This window comes from Segatella sp. (assembly GCF_977051555.1).
Map to the genome: position 1 here is coordinate 19,338 of NZ_CDRSSE010000036.1, position 17,190 is coordinate 36,527.

16 protein-coding genes and 1 rRNA gene are annotated in these 17,190 nt (G+C 41.8%); 2 read left to right on the forward strand and 15 right to left on the reverse strand.

Going from position 1 to position 17,190, the window contains the following annotated elements; genetic code table 11:
• Window positions 1-3 precede the first annotated feature (3 nt).
• From ACWJAO_RS09340 to lptB, 7 genes are all read right to left on the reverse strand, one after another.
• Entirely contained in the window at window positions 4-990 is a 987-nt protein-coding gene (locus tag ACWJAO_RS09340) for a peptidylprolyl isomerase (protein ID WP_449140062.1), read from the reverse strand.
• A gap of 14 nt (window positions 991-1,004) precedes the next feature.
• Window positions 1,005-2,489 (reverse strand): IMP dehydrogenase, encoded by a 1,485-nt coding sequence (guaB, locus tag ACWJAO_RS09345; protein ID WP_118416037.1) that lies wholly within the window; start codon window positions 2,487-2,489, stop codon window positions 1,005-1,007.
• Between the two features lie 103 nt (window positions 2,490-2,592).
• Window positions 2,593-4,773 carry a DNA helicase RecQ gene (recQ, locus tag ACWJAO_RS09350; protein ID WP_449140063.1) on the reverse strand — a complete coding sequence of 727 codons (2,181 nt, stop codon included), beginning with the start codon at window positions 4,771-4,773 and terminating at the stop codon, window positions 2,593-2,595.
• A gap of 76 nt (window positions 4,774-4,849) precedes the next feature.
• A complete protein-coding gene (clpX, locus tag ACWJAO_RS09355) occupies window positions 4,850-6,079 on the reverse strand; it encodes an ATP-dependent Clp protease ATP-binding subunit ClpX (protein WP_449140064.1) in 1,230 nt (409 codons plus the stop codon).
• A gap of 65 nt (window positions 6,080-6,144) precedes the next feature.
• Window positions 6,145-6,807: an ATP-dependent Clp endopeptidase proteolytic subunit ClpP gene (gene clpP, locus ACWJAO_RS09360; RefSeq protein WP_006848346.1), complete on the reverse strand. Its 663-nt coding sequence runs from the start codon at window positions 6,805-6,807 to the stop codon at window positions 6,145-6,147.
• Between the two features lie 134 nt (window positions 6,808-6,941).
• Complete coding sequence (gene tig, locus ACWJAO_RS09365; protein WP_449140065.1) at window positions 6,942-8,300, reverse strand: trigger factor; 1,359 nt, start codon at window positions 8,298-8,300, stop codon at window positions 6,942-6,944.
• A 132-nt stretch (window positions 8,301-8,432) separates the two neighbouring features.
• Window positions 8,433-9,257, reverse strand: a complete 825-nt coding sequence (gene lptB / locus ACWJAO_RS09370) for an LPS export ABC transporter ATP-binding protein (protein ID WP_022121319.1) — start codon at window positions 9,255-9,257, stop codon at window positions 8,433-8,435.
• Window positions 9,258-9,390: 133 nt separating this feature from the next.
• On the opposite strand from lptB, the gene ACWJAO_RS09375 reads away from it, so the two are divergent.
• Together ACWJAO_RS09375 and ACWJAO_RS09380 are read left to right on the forward strand one after the other, a co-directional pair.
• On the forward strand, window positions 9,391-10,137 hold the full coding sequence (locus tag ACWJAO_RS09375; RefSeq protein ID WP_118085747.1) for an MlaE family ABC transporter permease: 747 nt from the start codon (window positions 9,391-9,393) through the stop codon (window positions 10,135-10,137).
• A gap of 3 nt (window positions 10,138-10,140) precedes the next feature.
• Entirely contained in the window at window positions 10,141-10,914 is a 774-nt protein-coding gene (locus ACWJAO_RS09380; protein WP_449140066.1) for an ABC transporter ATP-binding protein, read from the forward strand.
• A gap of 69 nt (window positions 10,915-10,983) precedes the next feature.
• On the opposite strand, the gene ACWJAO_RS09385 is transcribed toward ACWJAO_RS09380, so the two are convergent.
• The 8 genes from ACWJAO_RS09385 to rrf form a co-directional block, all read right to left on the reverse strand.
• Window positions 10,984-11,382, reverse strand: a complete 399-nt coding sequence (locus tag ACWJAO_RS09385; RefSeq protein ID WP_287798243.1) for a hypothetical protein — start codon at window positions 11,380-11,382, stop codon at window positions 10,984-10,986.
• Window positions 11,383-11,421: 39 nt separating this feature from the next.
• Entirely contained in the window at window positions 11,422-12,735 is a 1,314-nt protein-coding gene (der, locus tag ACWJAO_RS09390) for a ribosome biogenesis GTPase Der (RefSeq protein WP_117694991.1), read from the reverse strand.
• 207 nt (window positions 12,736-12,942) lie between these two features.
• Window positions 12,943-13,824: a GTPase Era gene (gene era, locus ACWJAO_RS09395; RefSeq protein ID WP_006848354.1), complete on the reverse strand. Its 882-nt coding sequence runs from the start codon at window positions 13,822-13,824 to the stop codon at window positions 12,943-12,945.
• Between the two features lie 146 nt (window positions 13,825-13,970).
• A complete protein-coding gene (locus tag ACWJAO_RS09400; protein WP_006848355.1) occupies window positions 13,971-14,984 on the reverse strand; it encodes a beta-ketoacyl-ACP synthase III in 1,014 nt (337 codons plus the stop codon).
• The gene (gene rpmF, locus ACWJAO_RS09405) at window positions 14,984-15,169 is read right to left on the reverse strand and encodes a 50S ribosomal protein L32 (protein WP_006848356.1); all 186 of its coding nucleotides are present in this window, start codon (window positions 15,167-15,169) and stop codon (window positions 14,984-14,986) included. Before rpmF ends, ACWJAO_RS09400 begins: the two co-directional genes overlap by 1 nt.
• Window positions 15,170-15,197: 28 nt before the next feature.
• The gene (locus ACWJAO_RS09410; protein ID WP_287838010.1) at window positions 15,198-15,716 is read right to left on the reverse strand and encodes a YceD family protein; all 519 of its coding nucleotides are present in this window, start codon (window positions 15,714-15,716) and stop codon (window positions 15,198-15,200) included.
• Between the two features lie 104 nt (window positions 15,717-15,820).
• Window positions 15,821-16,987 (reverse strand): sensor histidine kinase, encoded by a 1,167-nt coding sequence (locus ACWJAO_RS09415; RefSeq protein ID WP_449140067.1) that lies wholly within the window; start codon window positions 16,985-16,987, stop codon window positions 15,821-15,823.
• A 120-nt stretch (window positions 16,988-17,107) separates the two neighbouring features.
• Window positions 17,108-17,190: ribosomal RNA gene (gene rrf / locus ACWJAO_RS09420) — 5S ribosomal RNA — on the reverse strand; the annotation flags it as partial.

The window sequence follows — 17,190 nt, forward strand, 5'->3', positions numbered from 1 at the left end:
ATATTAATGTATATTGAGAGTGGTCAACATACTACGGAAAACCACCACTTTATATTTCTTCTTCAATTGTGCGACCCATTGTTTCTCTAACGAGTCTTGATAGTCAGCAAGTACCACATCCGGGTATTCGCCATTCCGGGGCAGATTAACCTTCATCTTCTTCAGGCGCTTCATTTCCCATTTGTATTTTTTCTTATTTTTGGCATAGAAGGCAGCCAGACCTTTTTTATCAGCAGCAGCCTTATCCCAAATATTACGCTGGCAGATTTCATTCAGCAAAAGGTTTTCTACTTCCTCCTGCTGCTGGTAGGTTCCCCGCCAATTTTCTACCTTAGCATCAGCAACATATTTTTCCTGATTACCATCATCATGTTTATCCAGCAACTTGACGATATGATAACCAAACTCAGACATAAACGGTCTACTAATCTCACCCTTTCGCAGAGAGAAAGCTACTTTTTCAAAAGCCTGCACAGTCTGACCTTTTGTAAACCATGCCAAAGTCCCCCCATTGACCGCAGACCCTTTATCATCAGAACACTTTTTTGCCAGGTCTGCAAAATCTGCACCTTTGCAAAGAGCCTGATAAATAGAATCGATTCTTCTTTCCACCACCTCCTGTTCCTGGCAAGATGCTTTCTGTCCCAATCTCAAGAGGATATGTGCAACATGAACACTGCCTTTATCGGGCATCAACTCGCATGACTCGCCATCATCATATCGTTTCAACACACGCCTGATATTAGGCAAAGTATCGAGATGAGCATCCTTAGCAGCTTGCACTTTCAGCTTATAATCAACAAAGCCATCGGTAAACACCTTGACACTTTTAGAATCAACCGTATTTCCCAAATGATTTTTCTGATAAAAGTACTCAAATTCCGACTTCTTGACAGATTGACCATCAATAATCATAACAATTGGGTCGGTATGAGCAAAAGCAATGCTCCCCGAAAGGAGCATTGCCGCTATAAGTGCATAAAACTTCATATTTCCTAATTATATTATTCAGGACGGCTATAGTTAGGAGCCTCACTGGTGATAGTGATATCATGTGGATGACTCTCCAACACACCTGCATTTGTGATACGAGCGAACTTGGCATTGTGCAAGTTCTCGATGGTAGCAGCACCACAATATCCCATACCAGAACGCAAGCCACCAATCAGCTGATAGATGACCTCCTGGACAGTTCCCTTGTAAGGCACACGACCAGCGATACCCTCTGGAACCAATTTCTTGACATCCTTGGTATCACCCTGGAAGTAACGGTCCTTAGAACCATTCTTCTGTTCCATAGCCTCCAAAGAGCCCATACCACGATAGCTCTTAAACTTACGGCCATTGAAGATAATGGTATCACCAGGACTCTCCTCGGTACCAGCAACCAAAGAACCGATCATGACGCAGCTACCACCGGCAGCCAAAGCCTTCACAACATCACCTGAATAACGAAGACCGCCATCAGCTATCAAAGGCACACCAGTACCCTTAAGAGCAGAATATACATCATAAACAGCACTCAACTGTGGAACGCCAACACCGGCAACCACACGAGTAGTACAGATAGAACCAGGACCGATACCTACCTTAACACCATCAGCACCATTCTCTACCAAATACTTGGCAGCCTCACCAGTAGCCACATTACCTACCACAACATCTACCTGTGGGAAGGCAGCCTTAACTTGCTTGAGTTTTTCAACTACACCCTTAGAGTGACCATGAGCAGTATCGATAACGATAGCATCAGCACCAGCCTCAACCAAAGCCTTGGCACGATCCAATGTATCTACAGTAACACCCACACCGGCAGCCACACGAAGACGTCCCTTGGCATCCTTGCAAGCCATAGGTTTGTCCTTAGCCTTTGTGATGTCCTTGTAAGTAATCAAACCTACCAGGTGATTCTCGTTGTCAACTACAGGGAGTTTCTCTATCTTATTCTCCTGCAGGATGGCAGCAGCAGCAACCAAGTCGGTCTGGATGTGAGTGGTAACCAAATTCTCGCTAGTCATTACCTCATCAATCTTCTTGTCCATGTGGCGCTCAAAACGAAGATCACGGTTGGTAACAATACCTACAAGATGATTTTCATCATCTACCACAGGAATACCACCGATATGATAATCATGCATCATATCAAGAGCATCCTTCACTGTACTGCCACGACGGATGGTGACAGGGTCATAAATCATACCATTCTCAGCACGCTTCACAATAGCAACCTGACGAGCTTGCTCCTCAATGGTCATGTTCTTGTGAATTACACCGATACCACCTTCACGAGCGATAGCTATCGCCATTGAAGCCTCGGTAACGGTGTCCATCGCTGCTGTAACGAATGGAACGTTCAACTCGATGTTACGAGAGAACTTGGTTTTCAACTCTACCTGTTTTGGTAGTACCTCTGAATACGCAGGGATCAGAAGGACGTCGTCGTAAGTGAGACCGTCCATTACAATTTTATCTGCAACAAATGATGACATATTGTAACCTTTAAAAATTTATTGCGTGCAAATTTAGCAATAATTTCTCAGATAGAGTTCGCTTTTCACGAAAATCTTACCTTATTAATGCTATTTAACGTGATTAGTTGGCTTGTTCGGACAAAAACTTGATTCTGACGAGTCGAATTTCGTCTTCATTGTAGTCTTCACCCAATTCATCTTGAGCCGCATTCAAATCATCAGTATCGCTCTCCATGAAGTAATCGTAGATGTCATCTACATGGTCATCATCCACAACTTCCTCTATGAAATAATCGATATTCAGCTTGGTACCGCTGTAAACGATTGCCTCTATTTCGTCAAGCAATTCTGAGAAATCCAAACCTTTTGCTTCTGCCAAATCATCAAGATCCATCTGGCGGTCTATGCTCTGAATGATGCTTACCTTCAAGACTGATTTCTTGGCAACTGTTCTGACACGTAATTCCTCAGGACGCTCTATCAGATTCTCTTCACAATACTGATTGATCAATTTACAGAAATCCTTACCATACCTCTTTGCCTTACCGGCTCCAACTCCCTGTATGTTCTGCAATTCCTGCATATCTACAGGATACATCGTTGCCATCTGTTCCAGAGAAATATCCTGGAAAATAACATAAGGCGGCAATTTATGCTTCTTTGCTACTGTCTTACGCAAGTCTTTCAACATGGAGAAAAGTGTCTGATCCAAAGCACCTGTATTATGCTCGCTCAGAGGCGCTCCATCAAAATCATCAGAGAATTCCTTATCGGCAACGATCATGAATGATTCAGGATTCTTAATGAAACGCTTACCCGCAGCTGTCAACTTCAAAAGGCCATAGTTCTCTACATCTTTCTTGAGATAACCGGCTATCAACGCCTGACGGATAACAGGATTCCAAACTTTGGCATCCATATCTTCTCCTGATCCAAACTCCTCCAGTTCATCATGCTTGTGAGAAACGATATCATCAGTAGCACGTCCCTTTACAAAATCGATGATATATTCCTGGCGGAAATTCTCCTTCACCGCAGCAACAGACTCCAAAACAACGAGCAGCGCATCCTTAGCCTCGAATTTTTCTGTAGGATGCAGGCAGTTGTCGCAGTTATGGCAGTTTTCTTCATGATATTCCTCACCAAAATAATGAAGCAACATTTTTCTACGACAGACAGACGATTCTGCATAGGCAGCCGTTTCCTGCAACAACTGTCTGCCGATATCCTGTTCTGCTACAGGTTTGTTCTCCATAAACTTCTCAAGTTTTCTGAGGTCTTTACGGGCATAAAAGGCGATACAGATGCCCTCACCGCCATCACGGCCAGCTCTACCCGTTTCCTGATAATAACCTTCCAAGCTCTTGGGTATATCATAATGAATAACAAAACGGACATCAGGTTTATCGATACCCATTCCGAAGGCGATAGTAGCAACAATGACATCAATACGCTCCATCAGAAAATCATCCTGGGTTTGAGAACGGGTAGCCGAATCAAGACCGGCATGATAAGGAGCCGCTTTGATTTCATTGGCTTTCAATACCTCTGCTAATTCCTCTACTTTCTTACGGGAGAGACAATAGATAATACCACTCTTTCCTTTGTGTTGACGAATAAACATGATGATCTGACGATCGATATCCTTGTTCTTCGGGCGCACCTCATAATACAAGTTAGGGCGGTTAAAAGAACTCTTGAATTCTTTGGCACCCATGATGCCTAAGTTTTTCTTGATATCAGTACGTACCTTATCTGTTGCAGTAGCTGTAAGCGCTATCACAGGTGCAACACCTATTTCGTTAATAATAGGGCGAATACGACGATACTCTGGTCTGAAATCGTGTCCCCACTCAGAGATACAGTGAGCCTCATCAATGGCATAGAACGAAATCTTTACTGTTTTAAGGAACTCAACATTATCTTCTTTCGTCAAAGATTCAGGTGCGACATACAGGAGTTTGGTCGTACCATTGAGAATATCATTCTTCACCTTCTCAATAGCCGACTTATTCAATGATGAATTGAGATAATGAGCCACGCCATCACTTTCACTCAAACCATTAATAACATCTACCTGGTTCTTCATCAAAGCAATCAGAGGAGAAATCACAATAGCTGTGCCCTCCATAATGAGCGAAGGCAACTGGTAACACAAACTCTTACCGCCACCAGTAGGCATCAATACAAAAGTATCATTGCCACTCATCAAATTTCTGATGATTGCCTCTTGATCACCCTTAAACGAATCGAAGCCGAAATAATGCTTCAACTGTCCTGTAAGATTAACCTGTTCTGTCATATCCACCTATTATTATATTATATATGTCTATATATACGATTAAATAGCATTCAATTGGGCGAAAAGCCCAACTGATTTATGCTGTTTCCAACTGTCCGAGATGAGATTTATCCAACTGTTGCTTGGTATACTCTAGCGTAACAGTGAATGATTTAACCTTCTCTGATGGAATCTCAAACATAGCATCCATCATCACAGCTTCAACAATTGAACGAAGTCCGCGAGCACCCAATTTATACTCTACCGCCTTATCTACGATATAATCGAGTGCTTCCTCATCAAACTTCAACTTGATGCCATCCATCTCAAACAATTTCTGATACTGCTTGACAATTGAATTCTTAGGTTCAACCAAGATTTTGCGCAAAGCCTCCCTATCCAACGGATTGAGATAAGTAAGCACAGGCAAACGGCCGATAATTTCAGGTATCAAGCCAAAAGACTTCAAATCCTGTGGAAGGATATACTGCATCAAATCCTTCTTATCTATCTTAGCTACATTCTGAACCGAATTATAGCCTACTACGTGCGTATTCATACGCTGAGCTATTTTACGCTCAATACCGTCAAAAGCACCACCACAGATAAACAGGATATTCTTGGTATCTACATGGATATAATCCTGATCAGGATGCTTGCGTCCACCCTTAGGCGGAACATTAACCATGGTACCTTCCAAGAGTTTCAACAATCCCTGCTGTACACCTTCGCCACTCACATCACGCGTGATAGAAGGATTATCGCTCTTGCGGGCTATCTTATCAATCTCATCAATGAACACAATTCCCCTTTCTGCTGCAGCCACATCATAATCAGCAACCTGCAACAGACGCGACAAGATGCTTTCAACGTCTTCACCCACATAACCTGCTTCAGTAAATACAGTGGCATCAACAATGGTGAAAGGAACATCCAACATCTTAGCTATCGTACGCGCCAACAAAGTTTTACCTGTACCCGTACTACCTACCATGATAATATTACTCTTTTCGATTTCCACACCATCTTCATCCTTTGGCTGCTGCAAACGCTTGTAGTGGTTATATACAGCGACAGCCAAATTGCGCTTCGCCTGATCCTGACCGATGATATATTCATCCAGGTATTTTTTGATCTCTACAGGCTTTGGCACCTCTTTGAGAACAAACTTACCCTCCCCAGTTTTAGGAGCCAATACCCCTGTTGACTGTATAATTTCATAAGCCTGCTTAGCACAATCTTCGCAAATGAAGCCATTGATACCCGTGATGAGTAATCTGACTTCATTTTCTGATCTTCCACAGAAGCTACATACTTTCTTTGGCATATTATAATTATTATCTCTTCTTGCGCACCTTATTATATATACGCAAATTTACTTAAAACAATTCGTTATTTACGAACCAACACATTATCTATCATTCCGTATTCCTTGGCTTCTTCAGCAGTCATCCAATAGTTACGGTCGCTATCAGCATAAACCTTATCATAAGGAGTATGAGAATGGTCTGAAATGATAGTATACAATTCCTTCTTCATCTTCAAGATTTCGCGAGCCTCAATCTCAATATCAGAAGCCTGACCCTGAACGCCACCTAATGGCTGGTGAATCATGACACGGCTATGAGGCAAAGCAGAGCGTTTACCCTCCTGGCCAGAAACGAGCAGCACGGCAGCCATAGAAGCAGCCATACCTGTACAGATAGTAGCAACATCGCTAGAGATAAACTGCATGGTATCATAAATACCCAAACCGGCAGTAACGCTACCACCAGGGCTGTTTAAATAGATAGAAATATCCTTGCCACTATCTACAGAATCAAGATACAGCAATTGCGCCTGCAATGTATTTGCTGTGTAGTCATCAATCTGTGTACCCAGGAAGATGATACGATCCATCATCAAGCGAGAGAAAACATCCATCTGAGTAACGTTCAACTGACGCTCCTCCAAGATGTAAGGGTTCATATACTGAGCCTGTGCCTTAATAACATCATCAAGCACCATACCATTCATACCAAGATGCTTGGTTGCATATTTTCTAAAATCGTTCATATCTATATAGTATTTTACGTCTTAAACCATACGAAAAAAGAGGTTATCGACCCTTATTTCTCGTTCGGTGGAACAAAGATAATAAAAAAAGTCGATAACCTCGTATTTATTTGAAGTTTTTTTTCAAAAAAATGTTATTCCTGCATCATCTTGTTGAAATCTTCTACAGAAATCTCCTTTTCGTTGAGTTTTACAGCTGTTTTCAGAGCTGCAGCCAACTTACGGTCGATAGAGCGATCTACAAGTGCATCTGTAGCGTCACCCTTCTTGAGGATTTCCTTAGCATAGTTCTCAATGTACTCCTCAGGAATGTTGTTCATACCATACTGAGCGAACTGAGCACGAGCAGCCTCCTTAGCTGTCTCCATCAGGTCATTGTCATCAACCTTGATATCCTGAGCCTTGATAAGCTGCTCCTTGATAAGATGCCATGTCAACTCCTTGATGCTCTCAGCATAGTTCTTCTCTACGAACTCCTCGCCCTTATCCTTGTTGTTAGCCAACATGATACGCTTCAAGAGTGCATCCGGGAACTGCAATTCACCAACCTTCTTCTCGCAGTGCTCGCGAACGTCGAGGATAAACTTATAATCTGAGTCGTTAACGAGCTGTGCCTGCAAGCCCTCTGCAATCTTAGCGCGGAAAGCAGCCTCGTCCTTCACGTCAGTATCCTCACCGAGAACCTGCTTGAAAAGTTCCTCATTGATCTCGTGCTTCTTGAAACGCTGGATTTCTGTAATCTGGAAACTGAACTCTGACTCCAAGTCCTTAACAGCTTCACGCTCAATCTTCAGGAGTGAAGAAACCTCAGTATCGTTCTCTGGATAAGCCTTCTTAGGGTTGAACGTGATTACATCACCGAGCTTAGCATCGTTGAAGAGATTCTTCTGCTCGTCAACCTTGATGTAGCTAGGCATCAGGATGGCACCCTCTACAGTGATACCACCTTCCTTGGTATTGCCATTCTCATCAAGCTCATGCAAGTCACCCTTCAAAAGATCATTCTCCTCGTACTTCTCAGCCTTCTCGTAGCTACCTGCACGCTGAGCGTACATATCTACCTGCTGATCGAGAATCTTATCGTCAACTGTGATGTTATAATAATCAACCTTGTCGCGACCATTGAGAGTTACCTTGAACTCTGGAGCAACAGCGATGTCAAACATAAATGTGAAAGAAGTACCATTCTCCAAGTCAGCTGGCTCCTGCTTCTCTGATGGGAGAGGCTCGCCAAGCATCTGGATATTGTTGTCCTGTACATACTTGTAAATCTGCTGACCAACGAGCTTGTTGATAGCTTCCATTTTTACAGATGGACCGAACTGACGCTTAATCATACCCATAGGAGCCTGACCTGGACGGAAACCTGGGACATTAGCCTTCTTACGATAATCTTTCAATGTCTTCTCGACATCATTCTTGTAATCTTCCTCTTCGACAACGAGGGTCAAAAGACCATTAATCTTGTCAGGATTTTCAAATGAAATTTTCATCTTGATGTTTGTTATTTTATTATTGTTAATATTTTCTTTAATTCTACAGTTTTCGTGTATAACCGCAATTGGCTTGCAAAATTACACATTTTTAATGGATATACCTAATATATAAGAGAAAAAAATGATTTTTTAACCATCAGTCGCTGCTTCTTTGGCTCTTTTTTGCTCATCTATGAGCTGAAAGTCCTTCTTTCTGAGCACAAAACTGTTACTCAGATACTTTTCGCGCACAATCTTATTCTCTGCCAATTCCTCCGGTTTGCCCTGAAAAAGGATCTTTCCTTCGAACAGCAGATAGGCTCTATCTGTAATGGTAAGAGTCTCCTGTACATTATGGTCGGTAATCAAAATACCGATATTGCGATACTTCAACTGCCATACAATATGCTGAATATCTTCTACCGCAATAGGGTCAACACCGGCAAATGGCTCATCAAGCATGATAAACTTAGGGTCTATAGCCAGGCAACGGGCTATCTCTGTACGGCGACGCTCACCTCCAGAAAGCTGGTCACCCTTGTTCTTACGAACCTTATTGAGACGAAACTCGCTAATAAGACTCTCTAATTTCTGCAACTGATAACTTCGTGGTTTTCCTGTCATTTCCAAGACTGAAAGTATATTGTCCTCAACACTCATCTTGCGGAAAACACTGGCCTCCTGAGGCAGGTATCCGATTCCCGCACGGGCACGTTTGTATACAGGAAAATCAGTAATTTCCTGATCTCCCAGAAAGACATGTCCCTCATTAGGCACAACAAGTCCAGTTGTCATATAGAAAGAAGTTGTCTTACCAGCACCATTAGGTCCCAATAATCCCACAATTTCTCCTTGCTTCACATTGATAGAAACTCCATTGGCAACCGTTCGTTTACCATAGCGCTTCACCAATCCCTCTGTTCGCAAAACCAGAGAATTCTGATTTTGCTGTTCGTTATTGTTAATTTCGTCCATAATTAGCTAATTTGACTGCAAAAATACTAAAAATAAAGGAAATATCGCTTATAAAATCAAAAACTATTCATAATATTGCAGTTTTTTAGAGGATTTTGGTTAATTTTGCAGCAAAATTCAGTTTTATAATAGCATGTTAATAGAAAAATGGCTTACCACCTTCGGTAAATATCTCATATTGATGGGACGTTCTTTTTCCCGTCCTGAGCGCATGCGCATGTTCTTGAAACAATACATCAAGGAGATGTCGCAATTGGGTATTGACTCTATTGGTATCGTTTTACTGATATCCTTCTTCATTGGAGCTGTTATCTGCATCCAGATGAAATTGAACATTCAGAGTCCATGGATGCCACGATGGGTTTCAGGTTACACCACTCGAGAAATCATGCTTCTGGAGTTCTCATCAAGTATCATGTGTCTGATTCTCGCAGGTAAAGTGGGTTCTAATATCGCTTCGGAGTTGGGAACAATGCGTGTCACCCAACAGATTGATGCCCTTGATATCATGGGAGTGAATTCAGCATGTTACCTCATTCTGCCTAAAATCATCGGCTTGGTTACCATCATGCCATTCCTGGTTATCTTCAGCTCTGGCATGGGTATCATCGGCGCCTACGGAACAGCGTATATTGGGCATATCCTACCACCAGATGATCTGACACTCGGCTTGCAGCATTCATTTAACCAATGGTTTGTATGGATGAGCATCATCAAGAGTCTTTTCTTTGCATTCATCATTTCCAGCGTATCTTCTTATTTCGGTTATACCGTAGAAGGTGGATCTGTTGAGGTTGGAAAATCGTCAACCGATGCTGTTGTCTGTTCTAGTGTTTTGATTCTGTTTTCAGATGTTTTCCTCACTCAAATTCTCTCGTAAACTATGATAGAAGTTAGAAATCTCACCAAGTCGTTTGGCGACAAGGTTGTATTAGACAATATAAACGTCACCTTTGAAACAGGAAAGACTAATTTGATAATCGGACAGAGCGGTTCCGGAAAGACCGTACTCATGAAGAATCTCGTAGGATTACTTCAGCCTACAAGTGGCGAAGTTCTCTACGATGACCGTGACTTCACCCGGATGTCGAAAAAAGAAAAAGTTCTGATGCGCCGCGAGATGGGAATGATATTCCAAAGCGCAGCCCTGTTCGACTCTTTGAATGTACTTGAGAATGTCATGTTCCCACTTGATATGTTCTCTACTATGAATTACAGGGAGCGCGTAAAACGGGCCCAGGAATGCCTTGACCGCGTCAATCTGATTGAGGCTCAGCAGAAATATCCGGGTGAAATCTCGGGTGGCATGCAGAAACGAGTAGCTATTGCACGTGCCATCGTAATGAATCCCAAATACTTGTTCTGCGATGAGCCAAACTCAGGTTTGGATCCAAAGACCTCACTTGTGATAGACGAACTTCTTTCAGGCATCACCAAAGACTATAATATGACTACCATCATCAACACCCACGACATGAATTCGGTGATGGGCATTGGTGAAAACATCTGCTTTATCTACCAAGGTCATAAAGAATGGCAAGGCAACAAAGATGAAGTGATGACCTCAACAAACGAGAAACTCAACGATTTAGTCTTTGCTTCCGATCTCTTCCGCAAAGTAAAGGAGATAGAGCTGGAAAAAGCTAAAAACAAATAAAACAGTATCGTTCAAAAAAAGCCATCAGCCCAGAAACTGGCTGATGGCTTTTTTATTACAAAATAAATACTATCTCATTTTCCAGGCATCCTTTACCTCTACCATAGGTACCACAATCTGTTCTTTAGTACTATCACCATACACCACTTGCAGAAAAACATCAGCAACATGATGCGCTGTATCAGCTTTTGCATTCAGAACATTCACCTTAACCATACCTTTATGTTCATCTTGCTGCTGCTCAACAAACATTTTGGCATTCATCAGCAGTTGATCCTGATAACCATTTGGCAACCGATAAGGTTGATTGTAACCATCTACAAACTCCTTATACTTGCCCTCTAAAAGCAAATCATAATATCCCTTGGCTGCAATACCTGCAAGATAGCCAGGATCAGGTTTCTCCTCCCTACAGGAAGAAAATCCCAATCCCATCATGAATATCATAAAAATCAAAAGTTTCTTCATTTTTATACACTTTGATTCTGCATTCTTCGCTTCATTTATTTACTTCTGACGAATGAAGACGTTGATAGGACAGCCATGCAAAGACCAGTTCTCACGAATCTTATTCTCCAGGAAACGGCGATAGTTCTCCTTGACATACTGAGGCAAGTTTGCATAGAACACAAACGAAGGAATCGTTGTATTAGGCAACTGGGTGCAATACTTAATTTTGATATACTTACCCTTTATGCTCTGTGGAGGATATGCCTCGATAATAGGCAACATCACCTCATTCAACTTAGATGTTCCAATATGAGCCTTACGGTTCTGGTAAACTTCCTTGGCAGTTTCCAATACTCGGAAAATACGCTGCTTAGTCAAGGCTGAAGCAAAGATGATAGGAAAGTCTACGAATGGAGCCATACGCTTGCGGATTGCATTTTCAAAAGTATCAATTACCTTCTGATTCTTCTCCTCAACCAAATCCCATTTGTTTACGACAACCACCAGACTCTTGTTGTTCTTCTGAATCAACTGGAAGATGTTCATATCCTGGGTCTCGATACCACGGGTAGCATCGAGCATCAGGATGCAGACATCACTATTCTCGATGGCACGGATAGAACGCATCACAGAATAGAATTCCAAGTCTTCGCTTACCTTGTTCTTACGACGGATACCAGCTGTATCAACCAGGTAAAAATCGAAACCAAACTTATCGTATCTGGTATAGATACTATCACGTGTAGTACCAGCAATTTCTGTCACGATATTACGATCCTCACCGATAAAAGCATTGATAATGCTACTCTTACCAGCATTCGGACGACCTACTACCGCAAAACGAGGAATATCTTCTTCGATTGCCTCCTCAGGATTATCCTGAAGTTTGTCCAGAATCATATCAAGCAAATCACCAGTACCACCACCTGTGGCTGCACTGATACACTGGGGATCCCCCAAGCCTAACTTATAGAACTCAGCAGCCTGATAATACTCTGCGCTGTTATCAACCTTGTTAGCAACAAGGATAACAGGCAATTTGGCACGACGCAAAATAAGCGCCACGTCTTCATCCCAATCAGTAAGGCCAGTGTTAACGTCTACCAGGAAGAGAACCAGGTCAGCCTCTTCTGTAGCAACAAGCACCTGCTTGCGGATAGCATCTTCAAAAATATCATCAGATTTTACAACCCAACCACCGGTATCAACAACCGAAAATTCTCTACCATTCCAACTGCACTTACCATACTGACGGTCACGAGTAGTACCGGCAGTATCACTAACGATAGCGCGACGTGATTGAGTCAAACGATTAAATAAAGTAGACTTACCCACATTAGGGCGTCCTACAATAGCTACTAAATTTGCCATAAACAGTCATTATCCTCCTTCCTTTTAGGAGGTATTCAAGGATGTGGTCTCTGCATCCAAGTTAATAATTTGCCGAAGCTGACCTTGCTCCGGCCCTCGCTCTTTTGGCGAGAGTCACTCCCTCGATTACATTCAGGGAGGAGTTATTTTAGTTGATAGTTTATAGTTATTAAAGGCGACTTTAAACTATTAACTCTTAACTATCAATTATTCCGGATTATATCCAAAGGCATCAAGTTCTCGCTGAGAGCTGCGCCAATCCTTATCAACTTTTACGAAAGTCTCCAAGAAGATTTTCTTGTCGAAGAACTTTTCCAAAGCCTTACGACTCTCGGTATTCACCTTTTTCAATGCGATACCCTGGTGCCCGATGATGATACCCTTTTGGGAATCACGTTCAACATAAATCACCGCATTGATGTGGATACGTTTTTCATCTTCCTTAAATCGCTCCACTCTTACCTCTACAGAATAAGGTATCTCCTTATCATAATAGAGCAAAATCTTTTCTCGGATAATCTCTGAAACGAAGAAACGGGCAGGCTTGTCTGTCAGCTGATCCTTATCAAAGAAAGCAGGAGATTCCGGCAAGAGTTCCTTAATGCGCTTCAAGAGCATATCCGTTCCGAATTTATTCTTCGCTGAGATAGGAAGAATCTCTGCATTAGGCAACAAAGAGTGCCATTTTTCAACAATATCACCCAACTTCTTCGGATCACTCTGATCAATCTTGTTGATGAGTAAGAGTACAGGAATCTGCATTTTCTTAACCTTTTCCAAGAATTCCATGTTCTTTTCTGGGTTCTCTATCACATCAGTCACATAAAGCAGCACATCAGCATCCGCCAATGCACTTTCCGAGAAGGCAAGCATCATCTCCTGCATCTTGTAATTAGGCTTCAAAACACCAGGAGTATCAGAAAATACAATCTGCATATCATCAGTATTCACAATACCCATGATACGATGACGGGTTGTCTGAGCCTTAAAAGTGGCAATACTAATACGTTCACCCACCAATTGATTCATCAAGGTACTTTTTCCCACATTAGGGTTACCTACTATATTTACGAAACCAGCTTTATGCATAAAAAATTGAATTTAGCAAAATTTTACTATCAAGAAGTTAAGCTCTATTGTTTTTAAGCTAAAGAAACGCATCCTTACTTATTTATAGAGAAATAAGAAAGATGCGTTTCCTTATATAGATTATTATTCTATCCTATTTTTATAGATTACTTTCCGTAAGCAGCGCCATCATACGCCCACTTATAGAAAGAAGCGCCATGTACAAATCCTGCACCAAATGCTGTGAAGATGACGTTATCGCCCTTCTTCAATTGGCTTTCAGCATCCCAGAGTGCCAATGGAATTGTTGCTGCACTAGTATTTCCATAATGATCGATGTTTACAACCACCTTATCAAGTGGAATTCCAGCACGCTTGGTTACTGCCTCGATAATACGGAGATTAGCCTCGTGAGGAATTACCCAGTTCACATCATCAGCCTTCAGATTGTTCATTTCCATGATCTTCATCACGTCGTTGCTCATATCTGTTACTGCGTAACGGAATACAGTACGACCTTCCTGATAAAGATAGTGCAGGCGATGATCAACTGTAAAATGTGATGGAGGGCAAACAGAACCACCAGCCTTCATGTGAAGGAAAGGCAAACCTTGTCCATCTGTACGAAGGTATGAGTTCTGAACACCAACGTTCTCCTCTTCAGTTGCCTCCACCAAAACCGCACCTGCTCCATCTCCGAAGAGAACACAAGTAGCACGGTCTGTGTAATCTACCAATGAAGACATCTTATCAGCACCAATCACAATAATCTTCTTGTATCTACCACTCTGAATCATGCTTGCTGCAACATCAAGGGTATACAAGAATCCACAGCAAGCTGCAGAGAAGTCAAATGCAAAAGCATTCTTCAAGCCCAGCTTACCGAGGACGATAGATGCTGTAGAAGGGAACTTGTAGTCAGGTGTCGTGGTTGTTACAATCAGTGCATCGATTGTATCCGGATCAACGCCAGTCTTCTGAATCAACTGCTTGGCAGCTTTACGCGCCAGATAGCTTGTTCCGAGGCCTTCCTCTGTAAGGATGCGGCGCTCTTTGATACCCACACGGGTGGTAATCCACTCATCTGTAGTATCTACCATGCGAGACAATTCCTCGTTGTTGAGGATATAGTCTGGCACGTAGCCACCGACACCAGTAATTACAGCATTAATTTTACCCATTATTCAGCTGCTTCCTTAACGATTGCAACCTTACCACGATAGTAACCGCAAGTAGGGCAAACAGTGTGGTATACATAGTATGCACCACAATTAGGGCAAACTGCCAATGTAGGAGCTACTGCCTTATCATGAGTTCTTCTCTTAAGTGTACGTGTCTTTGACTGTCTTCTTTTAGGATGTGCCATAATTTTTAAATGTTTAAAATTTTAATTTTTATTTTTTCAATTTCAATAGAGCTTCCCAGCGTGGATCTACATTTTTCTCTTCTTCCTCACCGCTTCGGGCGGCAGAATGCTCATTGAGCTTTTCAATCATAGCAGGGTTGCATTTTCCAGGTGCATGCACATGCTTGATGGGAATATTGAGATCTATAAATTCATAGATAAACCAGGCGACATCGAGTATTCCTTCGTTCTCGGCCACAGTCACCAGATCATCATCCTCTGAGTACTCTTCTCCGAATTTTACGACTAGCCTGTCATTAGTCTCAATGGTTTGATCCATATCGTCCAGACAGATGTCGCATGGTATGTGAACCACTCCCTCAGTATGGAAATTGAGTTCGAAGAAGTCGTCCGTCCTATTGACAGACAGACTACTTGACAACTCGCCTCTCTGAACATCAGGAGCATCGATTGCCTCAAAATATTCATTGGTAAGCTTAAATTCCTTTTCGGTTATACCTTGAGGTAAAGCTTTCAAATCAATCTTAAAAGAATCTATGTTACACATATTCAATATATACTATATTGTTTCGGGTTGCAAAGTTACAAATAATTTTTGAGATAAAATAATTTTTTATGTAAAAATCACTAAAATCACTCATTATTAATTGATTATTCTTTCTTTAACTCAATTCTAAAGGTGGTTCCATGCCCAATTTCTGTACTTTTCACCCATATTTTACCATGATGGTATTCTTCTACGATTCGTTTAGCTAGTGATAAACCTAAGCCCCAGCCTCGCTTTTTGGTAGTAAAACCGGGACGGAATACATTCTTCAAATTCTTTTTTCTTATACCATTTCCTGTATCTGAAACTTCTATAATAGCTTTATCATCTGTTTCTTCCACATGGAGCGTAATCTGTCCACCATTTACTCCCATAGCATCAACAGCATTCTTCGACAGATTTTCTATCACCCATTCAAAGAGAGAGGCATTCATCTTAACGATAACATCCTGTTCAGGTATTTCCTTCACCATTTTAACTTTCTTCGATGTTCGACGATCCATGTAGTCTATAACATGATTCATCACTTCGTTCAAACTTGCAGGAACAGGCTCTGGCAGGGCACCTATCTTTGAGAAACGGTCTGCTATCAGTTGCAAACGCTGGATATCCTGGTTCATTTCAGGAATGAGTTCGTCATCCGGATAATTCATCTTCAGAATTTCAATCCAAGCCATCAGACTGGAAATTGGAGTACCCAACTGATGAGCAGTTTCTTTAGACAACCCCACCCACACCTTATTCTGTTCCGCTCTTTTGGAAGTAAGCAAAGCAAAGATGGCAATAACCACAAAGAGCATGACTACCCCCAACTGAATATAAGGATAAGCTGACAGACGTCGTATCATGAGGGATTCATCATAGCAAACCTGAATATAGTCATGCGTTGAATCATCTAGTTCAATTTTAATATTCTTGCCTTGTTTCAATAGCCGCAGACCGATGGCAGAAGCATAAGCAAGGGAATCTGCATAATCTTTCCCTTCCACATCAACATTACGAAAAGTCTGAGCATGGTTTTCAGAATCCATTACGATAACAGGAATGGAATTATTTTCATTGATAACCTTCAATACCAAGTTCAAGTCAGTATTCTCATCGGCATTATTGAGCGTACGCATAGCTTCAGCCCAAACCGCCATACGGTTGCGTTCCTCTTCTGCTAGATCACGAACCAGAAAATGAGACACAACAAGAGAGGCGACAGCAATAAACACTGCTGCTATCACCAAAAAAATCTTCACCTGTCGTATTCTATCAGTCCAAATCATACTGCAAAGTTAATAAAAATCCGTGTAATCAACGTCATCTGCTGATAAAAAACATCTTGAGCAGATAAAAAAAACAAAAAAAGCCTCAGAAATCTTTCGAAATCTGAGGCTCTTGATAAAAGGAGGCGGCTACCTACTCTCCCGCATTGCATTGCAGTACCATCGGCGCAAGTGAGCTTAACTTCTCTGTTCGGAATGGGAAG